Raw genomic sequence first — 17,339 nt, forward strand, 5'->3', positions numbered from 1 at the left:
TTATGACAGCTGTTCGGTTTGAATTAACCCGTAAACGCATGAAGTCGATTCGTTTGCGGGTGGTTCCGCCCCATGGCGTAGTAAAAGTGTCGGCACCCCACGGGGTGCCGTTGCATTTTATCGAGGCCTTTGTTGCCGACAAGGCCGACTGGGTGTGCCAGCAGCAAGCTCGTATAGAACAATTACCCCCACCTTTGGAAATAGATGAAGCCGCTTGCCGTGCCATTTTAACTACACGCGTGCCTGCACTCATTGCATATTGGCAAACGCAGTTAGGGGTGGTTTGCACGGGCTGGCGAGTGCGAAAAATGAAAACTCGGTGGGGCAGCTGTAATATCAAAACGGGCCGAATAAACTTAAATTTAGTGTTGGGCGCTTTAGATGATGCGCTTTTAGAGTATGTGGTAGTGCATGAGCTGGTGCACCTACATGAGCGCTATCACAATAAGCGTTTTTACACTTGGGTAGAAAAAATGCTCCCAGACTGGCGAGAACGAGAAGCTAAACTAGAGAGCATTACTTTATAACAATGCACTGAGGCGTGCAGATGAGGAGAGTAAAAATGAAAAAGGCAGTTGTATTGGTAGCGGGAACGCTTGCTTTCATGGCAGGTGCGACAGCGCCTGTACAGGCTAGTGTTGTGCTACCTGCACCACAGGTTTCTATTAAAACCCACGACGCTTTCTTTGATCACCTGCGGGCGCACTGCGGAAAGTCTTACGAAGGTAAGGTTGCGATGAACAACCCAGCTTCGTCTGGCTTTGAAGGGCCTTTGATTATGCACGTGCGCAAGTGTTCAGAAACGGAGCTACAAATTCCATTTCATGTGGGAGATAACCACTCACGCACCTGGATTTTAACCAAAACGGGTTCGGGTATTAGCTTAAAGCACGACCATAGAAATGCTGATGGAACCTATGACGCGCTGACGATGTACGGCGGGCATACGGTGGATGCTGGTTACGATCGCGTGCAGTCCTTCCCGGCCGATGCCTATTCAAAGGAACACTTTGTTGAGTTGGGCTTAGCTGTGTCTAATACAAATGTGTGGCAAATGTATATCTATCCCGAGGTGTTTACCTACCGTCTTATTCGTGAAGGGCGTGAGTTTCGCGTGGAGTTCGACTTAACGAAGCCGGTAGCTACTCCACCAACACCTTGGGGCTACGCTGACTAACGGGTTATTTAATAATTCAAAATAATCGCATAAATACGCATTTTTCTATTGCGGTGATTCCAGCTTTTCGTTATTCTTTGCTTATTCCAGTAAAGGTAACGAAAGGCTGTTTTTGTGAGTTCAGGTGTTATTCAATGTGTTGTACTTGGTGCAACCGGTTATGCAGGCTCTGAGTTATTAGCGCTTTTGCATAAAAATCCACATTTCTCTGTAGTGAAAGCGTTTGGCTCGGCTGAACGTGAAGCTATTCGCTGGCGCGAACTTGCACCACAGCTAGCTGCACATTCCTCTTTAATGATAGAGCCTTGGGACATGGCCCAGCTGGACCATGTGTCGGTGCAGGCTGCTTTCCTAGCATTACCTCATGCTGCAAGCGCAGACATTGCGCCTGCCTTACTTGCCCGTGGTATCCAGGTATTCGACCTTTCGGGGGCTTTTCGTTTCCACAATGCGTGTGACTTTGCGCAAGCTTATGGCTTTGAACACCCTGCGCCAACGCTTTTAGCCCAAGCTCAATACATGCTGATGCCCTGGTATAGCGCGCAAGCAGAACACTCTGTGTATGCCATTCCAGGGTGTTATCCCACTGCGTCTTTATTAGCGTTGAAACCACTCGTAGATGCGGGCTTTATTCAAGGCACTCCTGTAATCACAGCCATTAGTGGCGTGAGTGGTGCAGGCAGAGGTGCTAACCCTGCTACGTCTTTTTGTGAAGTGAGCATGAAAGCTTATGGTGTGTTGCAGCACCGGCATCAGCCGGAAATAAGCCAGCAACTGGGTTGCGACGTTGTCTTTACGCCTGTGCTTGGGCCCTATGCCCGGGGTATTTTGGCGGTCTGCACGGTAACCCTTACAGAGCAGGGCGCAGTAACAAACTTACAGGCCCATTTTCAAGCTCAATACGCTGAGCATGTGTTGGTGCAAGTTGTGCCTGCACCACCTGCTGTGAACCATGTTGCGCATACACCTTTTGCCCATCTCCATGTGGCCCAAAAAGAATCGACAGCCGTCATTACCGTAGCCATCGATAATTTAGTGATGGGGGCAGCAGGGCAAGCTATGCAGGCTGCAAACCAAGTGTTTGGTTTGAATGCTTATGCAGGGCTACTGCCATGAACAAAGCGCAAGAAAAGCCTACTGTTATTAAGTTAGGTGGTGCTGCTCTTGCACAACCAAGCACCTTGCTGAGCTTGTTGGAGCAGGTACAGGCAGCCTTAGGGCAGCGGCCCTGGGTACTAGTGCATGGTGGCGGTGCCTTGGTGGATGAATGGTTATGCAATATGGGCTGCTCCACCGAGAAACGCCATGGGCAACGGGTCACACCCGCAGAACAAATGCCTGTCGTGACTGGTGCATTGGCCGGATACAGCAATAAAGCACTGGTAAGTGTCGCGCAAACAGCGGGAATCGACGCTCTTGGTTTAAGCTTGCTCGACGCTGCCTGTGTGCCACTGTTACCCGTGCATGAACTGGGTCAAGTAGGGACTCCTGATTGGCAAAAAATAGCTGATCAACAAGCCATGTATGCGCAGCGTTTGCAAGTTCTACTTGCCGGGAAATTAACGCCTGTCGTGAGTTCGATAGGTGGTTTAGCCGATGGCCAGTTAGTCAATGTCAATGCGGACTTAGCTGCCGCGGCTATTGCCTTTGTGTTGGAAGCAGAGCTGGTTTTATTGAGTGATGTAGCCGCTGTGTTAGATGCTGAGGGCCAGCCCATCGGAGATATTACTTATAGCCAGGGCCACGCCTTACTCGCCCAAGACTTTGTCCAAGGTGGCATGTACATCAAGCTACAGGCTGCGCTAGAAGCGGCTTCCCGTTGTCGACGAACCACCGCGATCACCAGCTGGGAAAACCCGCAACAAGTGGTCGCTTTATTACAAGGTCAGTCAATTGGAACCCGTATTCTTTCTTAATTAGGTAAAACCATGAATTTATTGTCGTTATTTGATGTATCCGCAGCGCAAATAAAACAGCTGCTGAAAACGGCCAGTGCAATAAAAGCACACCCTGAAGGCTACACTGAATGCTTAAAAGGGCGGTCAGTGGCTATGGTTTTTGAAAAACCAAGCTTACGTACACGCGTTAGTTTTGAAGTAGGTATTCAACAGCTCGGTGGCCAAGCCATTTACTTAGACGCCCAGATGATCGAGCCAGGCCAGCGTGAAAGTGTCGAAGATATTGCTCGTAATTTAAGTTGCTGGACCGACGCTATTGTTGCCCGGGTGTTTAAGCACAACACCTTAAAGCAACTGACGGCGGCGAACTTGCCTGTGGTTAACGCACTGTGTGACCAGCACCACCCGTGTCAGTCCTTAGCGGACCTGCTCACCATTCAAGAACGTTACCCGGTTGACTTGCGTGTAGTTGATATTTTGTATTTGGGCGAAGGAAATAATGTATGCCAAAGCCTGATGGTTGGAGCGGCTGCTTTAGGCCTTAAACTCACGGTGATAACCCCCCCGGGGTTTGCGCCACGTGCAGAATTTATGGCGGAGCTAAATAAACACTACCCTGAGCACGGTATTCAATTAGGTACTGATTTAGACGCAGTACAGCATGCGGACGTGGTGTACACAGACACATGGATTTCAATGGGTGACACCCGCTCAGAAGCAGAAACCCTCGAAATATTTATGCCGTACCAGGTAAATCAAGCGTTAGTCGAGCGGCTGCAGGCCACAACAGTGCTGCACTGCCTACCAGCACACAGAAACCATGAAGTAACAGACGAAGTGCTCGATGGTCCAATAAGTACCGTCTTGCAACAAGCAGAAAATAGATTATATGTACAAAAGGCCGTTTTACACACCATGTTCAAGGAGAAAAACCAATGAGCCAGCCAAAGAATACCTCTATCAATAAAGTCGTTTTGGCTTACTCCGGTGGCCTTGACACCTCGGCCATTGTGCCTTGGCTAAAAGACAACTATGACTGCGAAGTCATCGCGTTCGTGGCCGATGTTGGGCAAGGCGCTGAAGAGCTTGAGGGCGTTGAAGAAAAAGCCATTCAGTCGGGTGCTTCTGCTTGCTATGTGGTGGACCTACAAGAAGAAATGGTGAACGACGTCATTACCCCAGCCATGCAAGCAGGTGTCTTGTATGAGGGCGAATACTTAATGGGTACGGCCTTAGCACGCCCTGTGATTGCCAAAGCGCAAGTGGAACTCGCTATGAAACTAGGAGCTGATGCGATTGCCCATGGTTGCACGGGGAAAGGCAACGACCAGGTGCGTTTTGAAAGTACCGTGGCTGCACTTGCACCCGAATTAACGATTATTGCTCCTTGGCGTGAGTGGGATATGCATTCGCGAGAGGATTTATTAAATTACTTAGCCAGTAAAAACGTCCCGACAACGGCGTCTTTGACTAAAATTTATAGCCGCGATGCGAACGTGTGGCATATTTCCCATGAAGGGGGGGAACTGGAAGATCCGTGGCAAGCTCCGAGCGATCAGGTATGGACAATGAGTACAGCCCCGGAGCAAGCGCCGGATGCTGCCGAATGGGTTACCTTAGGCTTTCAGGGCGGATCTTTAACCCATGTTGACGGTGAAGAGATGTCTGCGGTGGCAGCCTTAGAACAACTCAATGCACTGGGTAGCAAACATGGGGTTGGCCGTATCGATATTGTGGAAAACCGCTTAGTTGGCATGAAATCTCGCGGTTGCTATGAAACACCGGGAGGCACCATTTGGTATACCGCCTTGCGGGGGCTTGAGCAGCTGGTTTTAGACCGCGCCTCTTTGCGTTTTCGGCAAGAGCTGGGTGTGAAGTTGGCCGACTTGTTGTATGACGGCCAGTGGTTTACACCCGTACGCGCGGCGATGCTAGCGGGTGTGCAAAGCTTAGCCACCGTCATGACAGGCGAAGTGCGCTTAAAGCTTTACAAAGGCCAGGTGAGTGTCGAAGGTCGTCAGTCGCCATTTAGCTTGTACTCAGAAGCCTTTGCAACATTCGAGGCCGACGATGTGTACGACCAGAAAGACGCCGCAGGCTTCATTCGGTTATTTAGTCTGCCGTCGCGGATTCGCGCACTCACACAAGGAGACTAATATGACCATGTGGGGAGGGCGGTTTTCGGGCGTGACCGCGCAAGAATTCCGCAACTTTAATGACTCGCTGCGCTTCGACTATAAGCTAGCGCCTTTCGAGTTGCAGTGTTGTCAGGCCTGGGTAGACGTGTTGCATGAACAGCAGGTACTGAGCGTCGATGAGATGGAATTGTTACATCAAGGGTTGGCCCAGCTGCAAACAGATATTGCGGCAAATCCTGAGCTGCCACTGGCTTTGGGTGCAGAAGATATTCACGGCTGGGTTGAGTCTATTTTGGAACAACGGATTGGCTTAGTAGCAAGGAAACTCCACACGGGCCGTAGCCGTAACGACTTGGTGGCCACCGACTTGCGTTTATATGCCTTGTCGGCTTCGCTGCAGGCAGGGACGGCCCTGCTCGGTGTGATAGAGTCGCTGCTGCACTTTGCTGAGCGTTATGAACATCAGGTGATGCCGGGTTATACGCATTTACAACGGGCGCAGCCGGTTTTGGTTGCCCATTGGGCTCTTGCCTACGTGGAAATGTTGGAGCGTGACTTCCAGCGGCTGCAAGAAGCCAGCACGCGCATGAATATTTCGCCGTTAGGGAGCGGGGCTTTGGCCGGCTCGGGTATTGCTATTAACCGCACAGAGTTAGCGCATGCGCTCGGTTTTTCACGGGCCTGCCGCAACAGCTTAGACGCCGTTTCAGACCGCGACTTTGTGGTGGAGCTGCTCAGTGTTGCCAGCCTTTCCATGGTGCATTTGTCGCGCATATCGGAAGACGTTATTTTTTATGCCTCTGGCGAGGCGGGGTTTTTTACTGTCAGCGACGCGGTTGCTAGCGGCTCGTCTTTGATGCCCCAAAAGAAAAACCCCGATGTGTTTGAGCTGGTTCGCGGTAAATGTGGACGGGTTATTGGTCATTTACAAGCTATGCTCATAACGCTGAAGGGGTTACCGCTTGCGTACAACAAAGATATGCAAGAGGACAAAGAAGGTTTTTTTGACGCATTGCAGGAGTGGCACCAATGTTTAAGCATTCTTGCCTACGTTATCCCTGAGCTTTCTGTGGACGCTGCTAAGGCAGAAAGCGCAGCCCGCTTAGGGTATAGCAATGCCACTGATTTAGCCGACTACCTAGTAGACCGTGGAATGGCTTTTCGTGATGCTCATGAAGTAAGTGGTCAACTGGTGATGGCCGCCATTCAAGAAGGCGTGGCTTTGGAGGAACTAAGCCTCGAGAAGCTACAAAAAGGGAGCCAACTCATTCAAGAAGACGTGTACCAAGCCCTCAGCTTAGAAGCATCCTTGGCCCGTCGAAATGTACTTGGGGGCACAGCACCAAAACAAGTTAGCGAAGCTTTACGTCAAGCAAAGTTACGTTTTCAGGGGAAACGTGCAGGCTTTACTTGTGTTCGGCAAGCAAATTTAAGTGATGTGCCTGCCATTGTGGACTTGATCCGTTATTGGGCTGACAAAGGAGAGCATTTACCCCGTAAAACGGAAGACATTATGCAGGCCATACACACCTTTGCTGTGGCCGAATGTGACGGTGAAGTGGTTGGTTGCGGTGCTTTGTACGTGTACGGTACAGGCCTAGCTGAGATCCGTTCGCTTGGATTAAAGCCAGAGCAAACGGGTAAGGGACTAGGCGCAGAGCTTGTCCAGTTTTCACTGAACCAAGCACGGCAACTTGGCATACAGCGAGTGATTGTTCTAACCCGCCAGCCCCGGTTCTTTGTTCGCTTAGGTTTTACTCAAGCCGATAAAAGCACCTGGCCAGAGAAGGTGATGAAGGACTGCGAATATTGCCCTCGCAAGCACGCGTGTGATGAAACAGGTTTGGAGTTTTGGTTAAAAAGCACTGGAAAAAAAGTGATAAATACCATACAAATATAAAAGGCATCTGATTCTTGCGAAATGTTGTTTACTGAGAAAACGATGTGTCATTCCAACTTCAAAAATTAGCATGGAGAACAACATGACTAAGTTTAATCAAACAGCATTCTCGCTTGTCTTGGCCGGGGTGTTGGTAAGTGGTGCGGCATTTAGCCAAACCCGAGTAGCGTCGAGCCAGCCGAACTGGCGGGCCGATGCTTTGTTTGAAACGGTCACCCTAAGCGAAGGCTTTACGCCAGACCCTTGGTCCTATGACTTACAAGCCGGTGGACAAAACCAAGCAACGCGCTTGGGCGATGAGTGTTCTGGTTATATTAATAACAGCGCACCAGATGTGACCTTAATCTATGAAGGTGGCAGCATACTCGACTTGCACTTATATGTGACTTCAAATGAAGACACAACTCTCGTAGTGAGTGGGCCAGACGGTCGTTGGCATTGTAATGATGATGCCATGGGCCTGAACCCTATGATTATTTTTGAGCAGCCAGACGGCGGCCAGTATGACATTTGGGTGGGTGTGTACGGTAGTGGCGACATAGTTCCTGCTACGTTGCATATTTCAGAGTTAAACCCAATGGATTAAAAGCGTGCATTTTATGCACGTGTAAAGGAAAGCCTACAGTTTATTTTTATAATGTAGGCTTTTTTTATAAAAGATTGATCAAAATTAAGTAACGTTGAGTAATTTGAGCTACTCTATATTAGGTATCAATAATATAGGAGAGTCTTATGGAGTTCGATCCTGTACTCATATCGCGACTACAGTTCGCATTTGTTGTCTCATTTCACGCTATTTTTCCAGTGTTCACTATTGGTCTTGCTTCTTTTATAGCAGTACTTGAAGGCTTGTCTCTTAAAACCGGTAACCCCGCGTGGGAAAGGTTATCGCGTTTTTGGATTCAAGTATTCGCTGTAGTGTTTGGTATGGGCGTGGTGTCTGGCATTGTAATGGCATTCCAGTTTGGAACAAACTGGAGTAACTTTTCAATGGTTACCTCAAACTTCTTAGGACCTATACTAAGCTATGAAGTCATTACTGCTTTTTTCCTTGAAGCTGCATTTTTAGGTGTGCTTTTATTTGGCCGCGACCGAGTACCACAAGGTATTCATTTTATGTCTGCTGTTATGGTTGCGGTAGGAACCTTTATTTCAGCATTTTGGATTCTCTCCGCCAATAGCTGGATGCAAACCCCGGCTGGCGTGGAAATGAATGAAGGGCTTTACTATGTGAAAAGCTGGAGTGAAGCTATCTTTAACGCTTCACTGCAATACCGCTTTTTGCACATGATACTAGCTTCTTTTTTAACGGGAGCTTTTGTTGTTTCAGGCGTTAGTGCTTGGTTTTTATTGCGCAAAAAAGATACTGCACTACATAAAAAAACCTTGTCCATGTCCTTATGGCTTATTTTATTCGCTGCCCCAGCACAAGTCGTTGTTGGTGACTTCCATGGCCTGAATACATTGGAACACCAGCCAACAAAAGTTGCAGCGATGGAAGGAAACTGGGAGCGAAGTAAGGGGGTTCCTCTCCTTTTATTTGCTATTCCTGATCAAAAGAATCAGACAAACCACTTTGAAATAGGTATACCTAAGTTAGCCAGTTTAATTCTAACGCACGATATGGATGGTGAAGTACCTGGCTTGAAAGACGTTCCTGTGGATGAACAACCACCTGTAGCAATTGTATTTTGGTCGTTTCGCATTATGGTTGGAATAGGTGTGTTAATGGTCCTGTTTGCTATTGCTGGTCTTGTTCTCCGCCGCAATAGTGCCTTTGCTACTTCAAAACCATTCCTGCATGGCCTAAGGTGGATGAGCCTGTCTCCCTTTATCGCGGTACTAGCAGGTTGGTTTGTCACCGAAATTGGTCGTTCACCTTGGCTTGTGTATGGACAAATGACACAGGCACAAGGCGTTACACCTTCTCTTACTGGAGGAATGGCGTTATTCACTTTAATAGGTTACGTCATTGTATACGGCATTATTTTTACTGCGGGCGTGTATTACCTCATGCGTGTGCTTTACACAGGAGCACCAAGTAATGAAGCTGTGGAGCGTGAACAACTTAACCGCAAGGCAAAACGACCTATGTCAGCTGCGGAAGCCAGCTGGGAAATAGAGGAGGCTAAATAATGATGGAACCTGTATTTGACTTAACTATTATCTGGGCCATGATTATTGCCTTTGGTGTTATTATGTATGTCATGATGGACGGGTTTGTATTAGGGCAAGGTATTTTGTTTATGTTTGCTCCAAACGACGAGTCTCGTGACGTTATGATGAACTCCGTAGCTCCTGTATGGGACGGCAACGGCACCTGGCTGATTCTCGGGGGCGCAGGGCTGTTAGCTGCTTTCCCGCGGGTGTATACCATTTTGCTGCCCGCCTTGTATATTGGCGTGTTTCTTATGCTAGCAGGCTTTATTTTCCGCGGTGTTGCCTTTGAATTCCGCTTTAAAGCGAAACGCTCGCGTTATTTGTGGAACTGGGCCTTTTCGATTGGTTCCATTGTGGTGGCTTTTGCCCAAGGAGCTGTGGTAGGCAGTTATATTCAGGGTTTTCATGTGGTCGATGGCGTATACGCGGGCGGAGCCTTTGACTGGCTAACCCCTTTTTCGGTACTAACCGGGTTAGGCATTGTCGCCGGTTATGGGCTGCTGGGTTCAACTTGGCTTATTTTGAAGTCGCAAGGCGAGCTGCAAGCGTGGGCTTATAAAGTGTCTCTCGTACTGCTAATGGCTGTACTTGTTGTGTTTGGGCTGATCGGTGTGTGGACCCCCTTTGTGGACGACTTTGTATACCAGCGCTGGTTTGGCGGTGTAACACCACTTTGGTTGCTGCCGGTGATTACTTTGGGCTTTGCCTGGTGGCTATTTAACGCAGTCCGTAAGCAGCAAGACGGCAAACCTTTTGTAGCGACGCTCGGTTTGTTTGTTATGACCTATTTTGGTTTGCTTGCCTCTAAGTTTCCTTATGTGGTGCCACCGACATATACTCTCTGGGATGCCGCGTCTGCACACGAAAGCCAGTTGTTCTTGTTGCTCGGCTTGCTCTTTGTGATTCCTTTTGTGCTGATGTATACAGCTTGGACCTACTGGGTGTTCCGAGGTAAAGTAAAAAAAGGCGAAGGCTACCATTAATCAAATAAGTTGAGTTATTTTGAAACAAGTAGAAGTAGAAAGAGAGCAAGCGCGCCTATTATTGGCGCGCTTGCTATTTGTTTTAAAGAAAGATGTGCGTCGGGTGACCTTCTGGGCGTTACTGCAAGGCTTGATGACGGTTACTTATGTGGTGTTACTAGCAGCCTTACTCAGTTCAACTATAGGCTCGGCGGCTACTCCATCTGAATTAATCTGGCTTGCTTTCGGACTGATAGCGACATTGGTTGTGAGGGGACTTAGCTTTTACCAACAAGAAAAATGCGCTCTGCAGCTAGCGCTGAAAAGTGAGCAGCAAGCCTTAAGTTGGTTAGCGCAAGGCTGGCAATATGCTGCTGGGCGAGGGGTTGTACGTGATCAAGCCAGCCTCGTAGGTGAACCAATGCAAGTGCTTGGCCCATACTTTTCTCGCTACAGACCCCAATTAAGCCTCGCTGTTATTGTCCCTCTTATTATTTTATCCGTTGTTTTTTACCTCGACTGGATAGCCGGCACGTTTTTATTACTATCAGCTCCTCTTATCCCTGTGTTTATGGCATTAGTTGGCATGGGAGCGGATCGTGTGAATCAACAGCACTTTGCATTAATGCGACGTATTTCAGGCTTATTTATTGATAGGCTTCGAAATGTAACTGTACTCAAGCTGTTCAATCAAACAGAACAAGCCCAAGATGAAGTACGGCGGGCTAGTGAAAAGTCGCACCAGTTAAATATGAAGACCCTTCGTGTCGCTTTTTTGTCGTCTGCTGTACTGGAGTTTTTTACTGCGGTTGCTATTGCGGCTGTGGCAATTTACGTCGGCTTCGCCCTTCTTGGCTATTACCAAATAGGTCCTGCTAGCCGTATGACCTGGTTTACTGGTTTAACGGTACTCATGCTTGCCCCCGAGTTCTTTCAGCCACTTCGTACGCTGTCCTCTTATTATCATGATCGAGCAGCGGCTGTTGGCGCTGCCGCAGAGCTTGCTCGTTTTGGGCTGCAACTAAATGAAGTCGACAGCAAGCAGGAGCTTCGCCCTCTGCAAGTGGATGGTCAACTGGTCGTCACAGAGCTTACGGTCCGGTATGAGGGGCGTGGGATCGTTTTAAAGAATGTGAGCTTCACGGCAAAGCCAGGCCAGCTTATTTGGATTTCAGGTGCGTCCGGTGCGGGCAAGTCTACGCTACTTAAAAGCTTGGCTGGTTTGCTAGAAGTAGAAGCAGAATTGACTCGTGACCTACAGTTCCGTGGTCGAATGATGACAGAGCAAGCCGTTGCTTATTTAGCGCAAACCCCTTTTATAGGGAATCAACGTTTGGCTGATAATTTAAGGCTAGCGGCACCTCAAGCAACCGATAGTCAACTAGAAGATGTGTTAAACCAAGTGGGTTTAAACTATTTGTTACAAGAGTTGCCGGAGGGTTTAGGCACATTTGTTGGCACGCAAGGTACGGCTTTGTCAGGTGGTGAGGGTCGCCGAGTTGCGATAGCACGAGTGTTGCTGAGTAAGGCGCAATTGGTTTTATTAGATGAGCCCACAGCAGGCTTAGACGAGGAAAGTGCTCTTGAGGTTATGCACGCAATAAACTGTTTATTGGAAGCTAATCGTACTGTCATTGTGGCCAGTCATGATGCCTTGTTAGCTGATTGGGCAGCACAGGCGTTTGAATTGAAAGAGGGGCAGCTACATGAAGCATAGTTGGCAGCTGCTTAAACCCTGGTTACAGGCTTTACAGCCCGCCCGCAAAAAACTTGTGTTGGGCTTTTTATTTAGCCTGTTAGCCGCTTTTTCGGGAATCGGTTTACTTGCGTTAAGTGGTTGGTTTATTACTGCATCGGCGTTCGCTGGTGTGTTGGGTTTTGGTGTATTAGTAAACATATATACGCCGGGTGCTGGCATACGGTTGTTTGCAGTCACACGTACAGTTGGGCGTTACCTAGAACGATTAATACAACACGATGCCGTGCTAAAAATACAAACATTATGGCGGGTGAAACTATTTAGCCAACTGAGTCAACGAGATGTACGTTGGTTACATGGCCAGCAAACAAGTCTGCTGATTCATCGGCTAACTCGTAACCTAGATGTTCTCGATATGCTTTGGTTACGTTTCCTCACTCCCTTAGCTTCTGCAGTATTACTGACTTCGGCGGTGGTTATATTTGTTGCTATTTGGACACCAATGCTGGCGCTTGGCTTAGTGTTCTTGTTGCTACTTATCGGGCTATTTGGCGTGGTACTGCCGTTACGTGTGTCGTTACGTTATGCCCAAAAAGAGCAACATGCCGATGAAATGACGCGGCATATTGCGCTGGACTTTGTTGACGGCCTTCCTGAGTTGGTTGCTTGGGGTTTAGGCCAGCAGTACCAAGAGCGGCTTTTAGCCCAGCAAAAATTATTCCATCAGGTACGCCAGCAACGGTTACAGCGTATGCATATTTGTCAGAGTGTGATGCAAGTGTTGCATCAAGTTGCGGTACTGTTAACGGCGGTTGTGAGTGTAAACCTATGGCAGGAGCAGCAACTGTCAGGTCCTGTGGCTGTGATGTTGCCAATTACCGTGCTCGCCTTGGGCGACTTAATTATGCCACTAGCCACTCAAGCCAATACTTGGGGCGATATTCTGTACGCCGCGAAACAATTGAATGGATGGGCCCTAAAACCGAACGAGAGCTTGCAGCCACATGACCTGTCAGAGCCAAGTATACCGCACCAGTCGGACGGGCTTCTGCTTGCGCCTGTCTATATTGAGCAGCGGCAACGGGTGCTATTTGATATGCGATATTGGCATGTACCCCAAGGAATGCATGTTGCTATATGTGCTCCTTCAGGAGAAGGTAAAAGTAGCTTGGCAGACCACATTGCAAGTTTGATAAAAAGCGACACGCTGGGTGTATATTGGAAGGGGGATTCTCTAGAGAGTTTAGAGGTGAACCAGCGCACTCAGCTGATTAGTTATTTGACCCAACGGAACCATATAGTCAATGGCACTCTTTGGGAAAACTTGCGCTTGGCTAACCCAAAGCTGACAGAGCAAGACGCTTGGCAAGTGCTGCATTGGGTTGCCCTAGACACCTGGGTACATGCGTTACCCAAAGGACTCGATACCTGGTTAGGTGAGCAAGGAGAGTTAATGTCTGGCGGGCAAGCACGGCGCTTAGCTTTAGCACGTGTGTTACTGACGGATCCCGCTCTCGTACTACTTGATGAGCCATTTACCGGGGTTGATAACGCAACGCAATCGCTGATTAAAGTTCGAATACAGTCCTGGCTACAGGGACGCACGGTGATTTATTTTGCGCATGATACGAATGTATTGCCTGGTACTCACAAGCAGTATAGGTTAGTCAATAAACAACTGAGTGAATATTGCTTGAAGGGCCTTGCGCATGAATCAAACGAACACCCTGGTGGTGTTTAACCCGCTTCCACAACGAACACGAGGGCAACGACTACAAAGGCTCTGTCAGGCTTTAGATGCGGCCCAGCGGTCTTATACCTTGCTGGCAACAGACGCAGATTTAAAGACCACTGCAGCGAGTATTCAGCAGCAACTCGCAGGGGCTGACAACCTGATTGTAGTTGGTGGAGATGGAACCCTGCACCAAGTTGTTAATGCGCTGGCTCTATTGAAGAAGCCGCCAGTACTCAGCCTAGTCCCAGCTGGCACAGGTAATGATTTTGCTCGCGGTTGGCTTATCCCGAAACAACCAATTGATGCGGTGATCCATTGTGCCGTATATGGCGATCCTGAGCCATTGGATGTGGGCTGCGTGAATGACCGTTATTTTATTAATTCTGTAGGGGTGGGGTTCGATGGTGATTTAACCAAGCGTTTAGCGGGAAGTAAAAGCTGGTGGCCGCAATTAACTTATTTGTTGTGTGCGTTGCGGCAACTTTTCCGCTATCGAGGAGTTCCGATACAGTATCGTGATGCTCCAACAGACATCGAGCCTATACAAAATCAGTCTACATTGCTTTTAGTCGTGGCTAATTCACCATATTTCGGAGCTGGCATGCACATAGCTCCCCATGCCCAGCATGATTCCGGTGAGTTAGCTTGGGTACATATAAATGAATGTAACTTGGTGACAAAGCTGTGGTCATTTGCGTCGATCTACACAGGGAAGCACATACGTAACAAGATTGTGACTCAAGGTCAGTTAAACAAATTACATATAGAAACAGTAGGTGTGCCCATGCAAGCGGATGGAGAGTACATTGGCTGCACACCTGCGCATATCACCAGTATACCGCAACGACTGACTATGCGCCGTTAATGGGGTTGCCGTGGGGCGTTAAGCGGCACGCTTGCAGTAGGTCTTGCCATTGTTTGGTATGTTGGCGGGTACTTTCTTGCAGCTTTTGGACAGCGCCCAAACCAAGAGCCTGCGCATGGGAACGCCATGCATTCTTCTGAACCAGCGCCAATAGTTGGTTAAGCTCTGGCTCTAGTTGTTGTCCGTAGTGATGCCAGCGGGCCAAGGCAGGCTGCAACTGACCAATATAGAGGCTCATCATCACATTGTGCATATACTCTGCTGATTGGGGCCTAGCCACAGGACTGCACCCAATGTGCGATCGTGCCTGCTGTAACTGCACAGAAATGGCATCGAGCTGCGCCGGCATATAAGCCAGGGTGCGCCAATAGGCTGGCAAAAACTGCGAGCGATGCAAAGTTTCCACATGGGTGTGCCAAGAGCTGAGGTCAAGATCTACGTGGTACGGACTTTCAGCTAGCAGAGTCAGTGTGTGGGCAAAATAACTTATTGCGATATAGGTGTTGGTAAAGTCATCTTGGTTGTGCAAAGGCAAACCTTTTGAGCCGACTCGAAATTGCTGGCGCCAAATGTCGTCGGTGGTTAAAAAATTATGAATTGCCAAGTGAAGACTGCGCTCTTTGCTGGCTAATGCACTTGCTAAGTCTTCCTTCAGTTGCTGGGAAAGGTTGGCAGGCTGCGATAAACAATCTCGTAGGGCTCGTGTCACTTCCACCTCATACAATAACTGGTTGGCGGGCGTCATAACCTTTCCTAAGGAGCTATTTCGCTCTGCCACGACCTGACCGAGTCGGCAGTTACTTAAACGAAAACTATCGAGCAATGAAATGCGCACATCGGGAAGTGTTTTTCGTAACTCGCTCACTTGGGGTGGGACTGGGTGTAGCACCTGGACGCTATGGACAGCGGGCACCTGTGACAAGCGTTCAATACGTTTGCTGTAGTCTTCCATCAAGGCTTCTTGCGAGTCGCTGCAAGCAACCGTTAACAGGGCCAAAAGAAAAAAGCTGCAGCGAGCGATATAGCAGCAAAGGCCAGAGTTAGGTACACTTGCCTGCATTATTTTCGATATGTACTTCATTTTTATTGAGTCCTGTATCGAATTGGCTTTTCATTTTAGTGGCGGTGTTTATGTTCACAGGTATTGTACAAACGAAGGCTCAGGTTAGCGCGATCTTAGACAAGGAGCAATTTAGAAAGCTGGTTATCGCTGCTCCTACAGCCTACTTGAAAGCTTTGGAAACAGGTGCAAGCATTGCAATTAATGGCTGTTGTTTAACGGTGACCGCATTTCATACCAGCACAGAGCCTGGCACAGTGGAGTTTGATGTTATCGACGAAACGTTGCGCCTAACCAATTTGGGCGCACTGGCGGTAAACGATGAGGTTAACTTTGAGCGCTCGCTGACGATGGGGACTGAGCTGGGTGGTCATATCGTGTCGGGTCATATTCATACCACGGCACGTTTAGCCGAACGCCATGACAGTGACGACAATTGCCGGCTGTATTTAGAGCTGGATAAAAAGTGGCTTGAATACATATTCCCCAAAGGCTTTATCAGCGTGAATGGGGCTAGTTTAACGGTAGGTGAAGTCACGGACCAGGGTTTTTGGCTGCACTTAATACCTGAAACCTTGGATAGAACAAATTTAGGAGAAGCGCAGGTAGGCACAGCGCTGAATATTGAGGTGGACACACAAACTTTGACCATTGTAGAAACGGTGAAGCAGGTGTTGGCTAGAGCAGAAACAACAAGCTAATACCCAGCATAGCAATGAGGGTACCGATAACAGCGCGGATGCTGACGCGCTGTCCTCGAAAAACATTTAAACCCAGCATAAACAAAGGCGCTGTGGACAATAACGTTTGCGCAATGCCTGGAGTTACGTAGGCTACCGCCATTTGCTGTAACCAAATAGCTAAGAAAGTGCCAATGACAATGGCCACTAACAAGGGCCAGAACGGGCTTTGCTTTAGCGATTTATAAGTGCCCGGTATCAGCCGTGGGCGGAACAGCATAATACCTGCAGTCAGTACCAAAGTGCCGCCGAGTAAACGTACGAATGCAGCTTCTGCTGCCGACACCTGGCTTAAAGCAAACCCCTGAAAGGCCATGACCAGCCCAGTAGCCTGGCAGGCAGCTGCCGTTATAGCAAACGCTAAGCCCGAGCGGCTTAGGCGCATGGGACTACCTAATTGACGTTCGGTAATAACCAAAAGCACGCCCAAAATAACAATAAGGCTGGCCAGCATTTGCCATAAGGTTAAGCTTTCGGATAACACCAACCAAGCCAACAACGCCGCTAGGGGCGGCGCTAAGTACTCGAGTAAAATAGTATGGGCAGGGCCTAACCGCCTTAATGCAGCAAAGTAACAGCTGTCGCCTAATGTAATACCAATCACGCCACTGGCTGTCATAAGGAGCCAGGTGTTTTGGCTCCAGCCTTCCCAGCTATGCCCTGGTAACGCAAAAACACCGAAAAGTAATAAAGGAGAGGCCACCAAGCCTTTTACTAAATTCAATTGTACGGCTGACAAATGATGGCTACTTTTACTATAAAGAAGGGTGGCTAAGGCCCATAAAAAAGCCGCCGACAATGCTGCAATTTGTCCTATCAACACAAGCGCCTACAAAGTAAAAACACGAGAGTTTGTAGGGTACTCGGTTCTTACTTTATTTCATACCTTTGGCCGGGGTTGTAATTGCTACTAATAGCGAAATTCTGTATAGTATGCTGCTCTTTACTGGGCTGTCTAGAATGACCCATGTGTGTTATTGCAGTCTGAACGTGTACAAGTGGCAC

General features: G+C 48.6%; 16 protein-coding genes. 14 read left to right on the forward strand and 2 right to left on the reverse strand.

Annotation, left to right across the window (positions count from 1 at the left end; all coding sequences use genetic code 11):
* Positions 1-2: 2 nt before the first annotated feature.
* The 13 genes from CWE15_RS02045 (at position 3) to CWE15_RS02105 (ending at position 14,534) form a co-directional block, all read left to right on the forward strand.
* Positions 3-527 carry a M48 family metallopeptidase gene (locus CWE15_RS02045; RefSeq protein WP_126756386.1) on the forward strand — a complete coding sequence of 175 codons (525 nt, stop codon included), beginning with the start codon at positions 3-5 and terminating at the stop codon, positions 525-527.
* A gap of 77 nt (positions 528-604) precedes the next feature.
* Positions 605-1,177, forward strand: a complete 573-nt coding sequence (locus CWE15_RS02050; protein WP_126756842.1) for a hypothetical protein — start codon at positions 605-607, stop codon at positions 1,175-1,177.
* Between the two features lie 114 nt (positions 1,178-1,291).
* Entirely contained in the window at positions 1,292-2,293 is a 1,002-nt protein-coding gene (gene argC / locus CWE15_RS02055; RefSeq protein ID WP_126756387.1) for an N-acetyl-gamma-glutamyl-phosphate reductase, read from the forward strand.
* A complete protein-coding gene (argB, locus tag CWE15_RS02060) occupies positions 2,290-3,093 on the forward strand; it encodes an acetylglutamate kinase (RefSeq protein ID WP_126756388.1) in 804 nt (267 codons plus the stop codon). Before argC ends, argB begins: the two co-directional genes overlap by 4 nt.
* Positions 3,094-3,105: 12 nt before the next feature.
* On the forward strand, positions 3,106-4,014 hold the full coding sequence (gene argF / locus CWE15_RS02065) for an ornithine carbamoyltransferase (protein ID WP_126756389.1): 909 nt from the start codon (positions 3,106-3,108) through the stop codon (positions 4,012-4,014).
* The gene (locus CWE15_RS02070) at positions 4,011-5,231 is read left to right on the forward strand and encodes an argininosuccinate synthase (protein WP_126756390.1); all 1,221 of its coding nucleotides are present in this window, start codon (positions 4,011-4,013) and stop codon (positions 5,229-5,231) included. The genes argF and CWE15_RS02070 overlap by 4 nt, the downstream gene beginning before the upstream one ends.
* Position 5,232: 1 nt before the next feature.
* Positions 5,233-7,113: an argininosuccinate lyase gene (argH, locus tag CWE15_RS02075; RefSeq protein WP_126756391.1), complete on the forward strand. Its 1,881-nt coding sequence runs from the start codon at positions 5,233-5,235 to the stop codon at positions 7,111-7,113.
* An 82-nt stretch (positions 7,114-7,195) separates the two neighbouring features.
* Positions 7,196-7,699 carry a peptidase S1 gene (locus CWE15_RS02080; RefSeq protein WP_126756392.1) on the forward strand — a complete coding sequence of 168 codons (504 nt, stop codon included), beginning with the start codon at positions 7,196-7,198 and terminating at the stop codon, positions 7,697-7,699.
* Positions 7,700-7,845: 146 nt separating this feature from the next.
* A complete protein-coding gene (locus CWE15_RS02085) occupies positions 7,846-9,249 on the forward strand; it encodes a cytochrome ubiquinol oxidase subunit I (protein ID WP_126756393.1) in 1,404 nt (467 codons plus the stop codon).
* Positions 9,250-9,251: 2 nt separating this feature from the next.
* Positions 9,252-10,256, forward strand: coding sequence for a cytochrome d ubiquinol oxidase subunit II (gene cydB / locus CWE15_RS02090; protein ID WP_126756843.1), 1,005 nt, complete (start codon positions 9,252-9,254; stop codon positions 10,254-10,256).
* Positions 10,257-10,275: 19 nt separating this feature from the next.
* Positions 10,276-11,952 carry a thiol reductant ABC exporter subunit CydD gene (cydD, locus tag CWE15_RS02095; protein WP_126756394.1) on the forward strand — a complete coding sequence of 559 codons (1,677 nt, stop codon included), beginning with the start codon at positions 10,276-10,278 and terminating at the stop codon, positions 11,950-11,952.
* Entirely contained in the window at positions 11,942-13,675 is a 1,734-nt protein-coding gene (cydC, locus tag CWE15_RS02100) for a thiol reductant ABC exporter subunit CydC (protein WP_126756395.1), read from the forward strand. The genes cydD and cydC overlap by 11 nt, the downstream gene beginning before the upstream one ends.
* Positions 13,644-14,534 carry a diacylglycerol/lipid kinase family protein gene (locus tag CWE15_RS02105; protein WP_126756396.1) on the forward strand — a complete coding sequence of 297 codons (891 nt, stop codon included), beginning with the start codon at positions 13,644-13,646 and terminating at the stop codon, positions 14,532-14,534. Before cydC ends, CWE15_RS02105 begins: the two co-directional genes overlap by 32 nt.
* Here the strand turns inward: CWE15_RS02105 and CWE15_RS02110 are convergent.
* Positions 14,521-15,615 carry a DUF3080 family protein gene (locus tag CWE15_RS02110; RefSeq protein WP_126756397.1) on the reverse strand — a complete coding sequence of 365 codons (1,095 nt, stop codon included), beginning with the start codon at positions 15,613-15,615 and terminating at the stop codon, positions 14,521-14,523. The genes CWE15_RS02105 and CWE15_RS02110 overlap by 14 nt on opposite strands.
* A 50-nt stretch (positions 15,616-15,665) precedes the next feature.
* Between CWE15_RS02110 and CWE15_RS02115 the strand changes: the two genes are divergently transcribed.
* Positions 15,666-16,295 carry a riboflavin synthase subunit alpha gene (locus tag CWE15_RS02115; protein ID WP_126756398.1) on the forward strand — a complete coding sequence of 210 codons (630 nt, stop codon included), beginning with the start codon at positions 15,666-15,668 and terminating at the stop codon, positions 16,293-16,295.
* Here the strand turns inward: CWE15_RS02115 and CWE15_RS02120 are convergent.
* Positions 16,273-17,157, reverse strand: coding sequence for a DMT family transporter (locus CWE15_RS02120; RefSeq protein WP_126756399.1), 885 nt, complete (start codon positions 17,155-17,157; stop codon positions 16,273-16,275). The two genes, CWE15_RS02115 and CWE15_RS02120, sit on opposite strands and share 23 nt — an antisense overlap.
* Between the last annotated feature and the right edge of the window lie 182 nt (positions 17,158-17,339).

Source organism: Aliidiomarina taiwanensis, from assembly GCF_003987015.1.
Classification (GTDB): Bacteria; Pseudomonadota; Gammaproteobacteria; order Enterobacterales; family Alteromonadaceae; genus Aliidiomarina; species Aliidiomarina taiwanensis.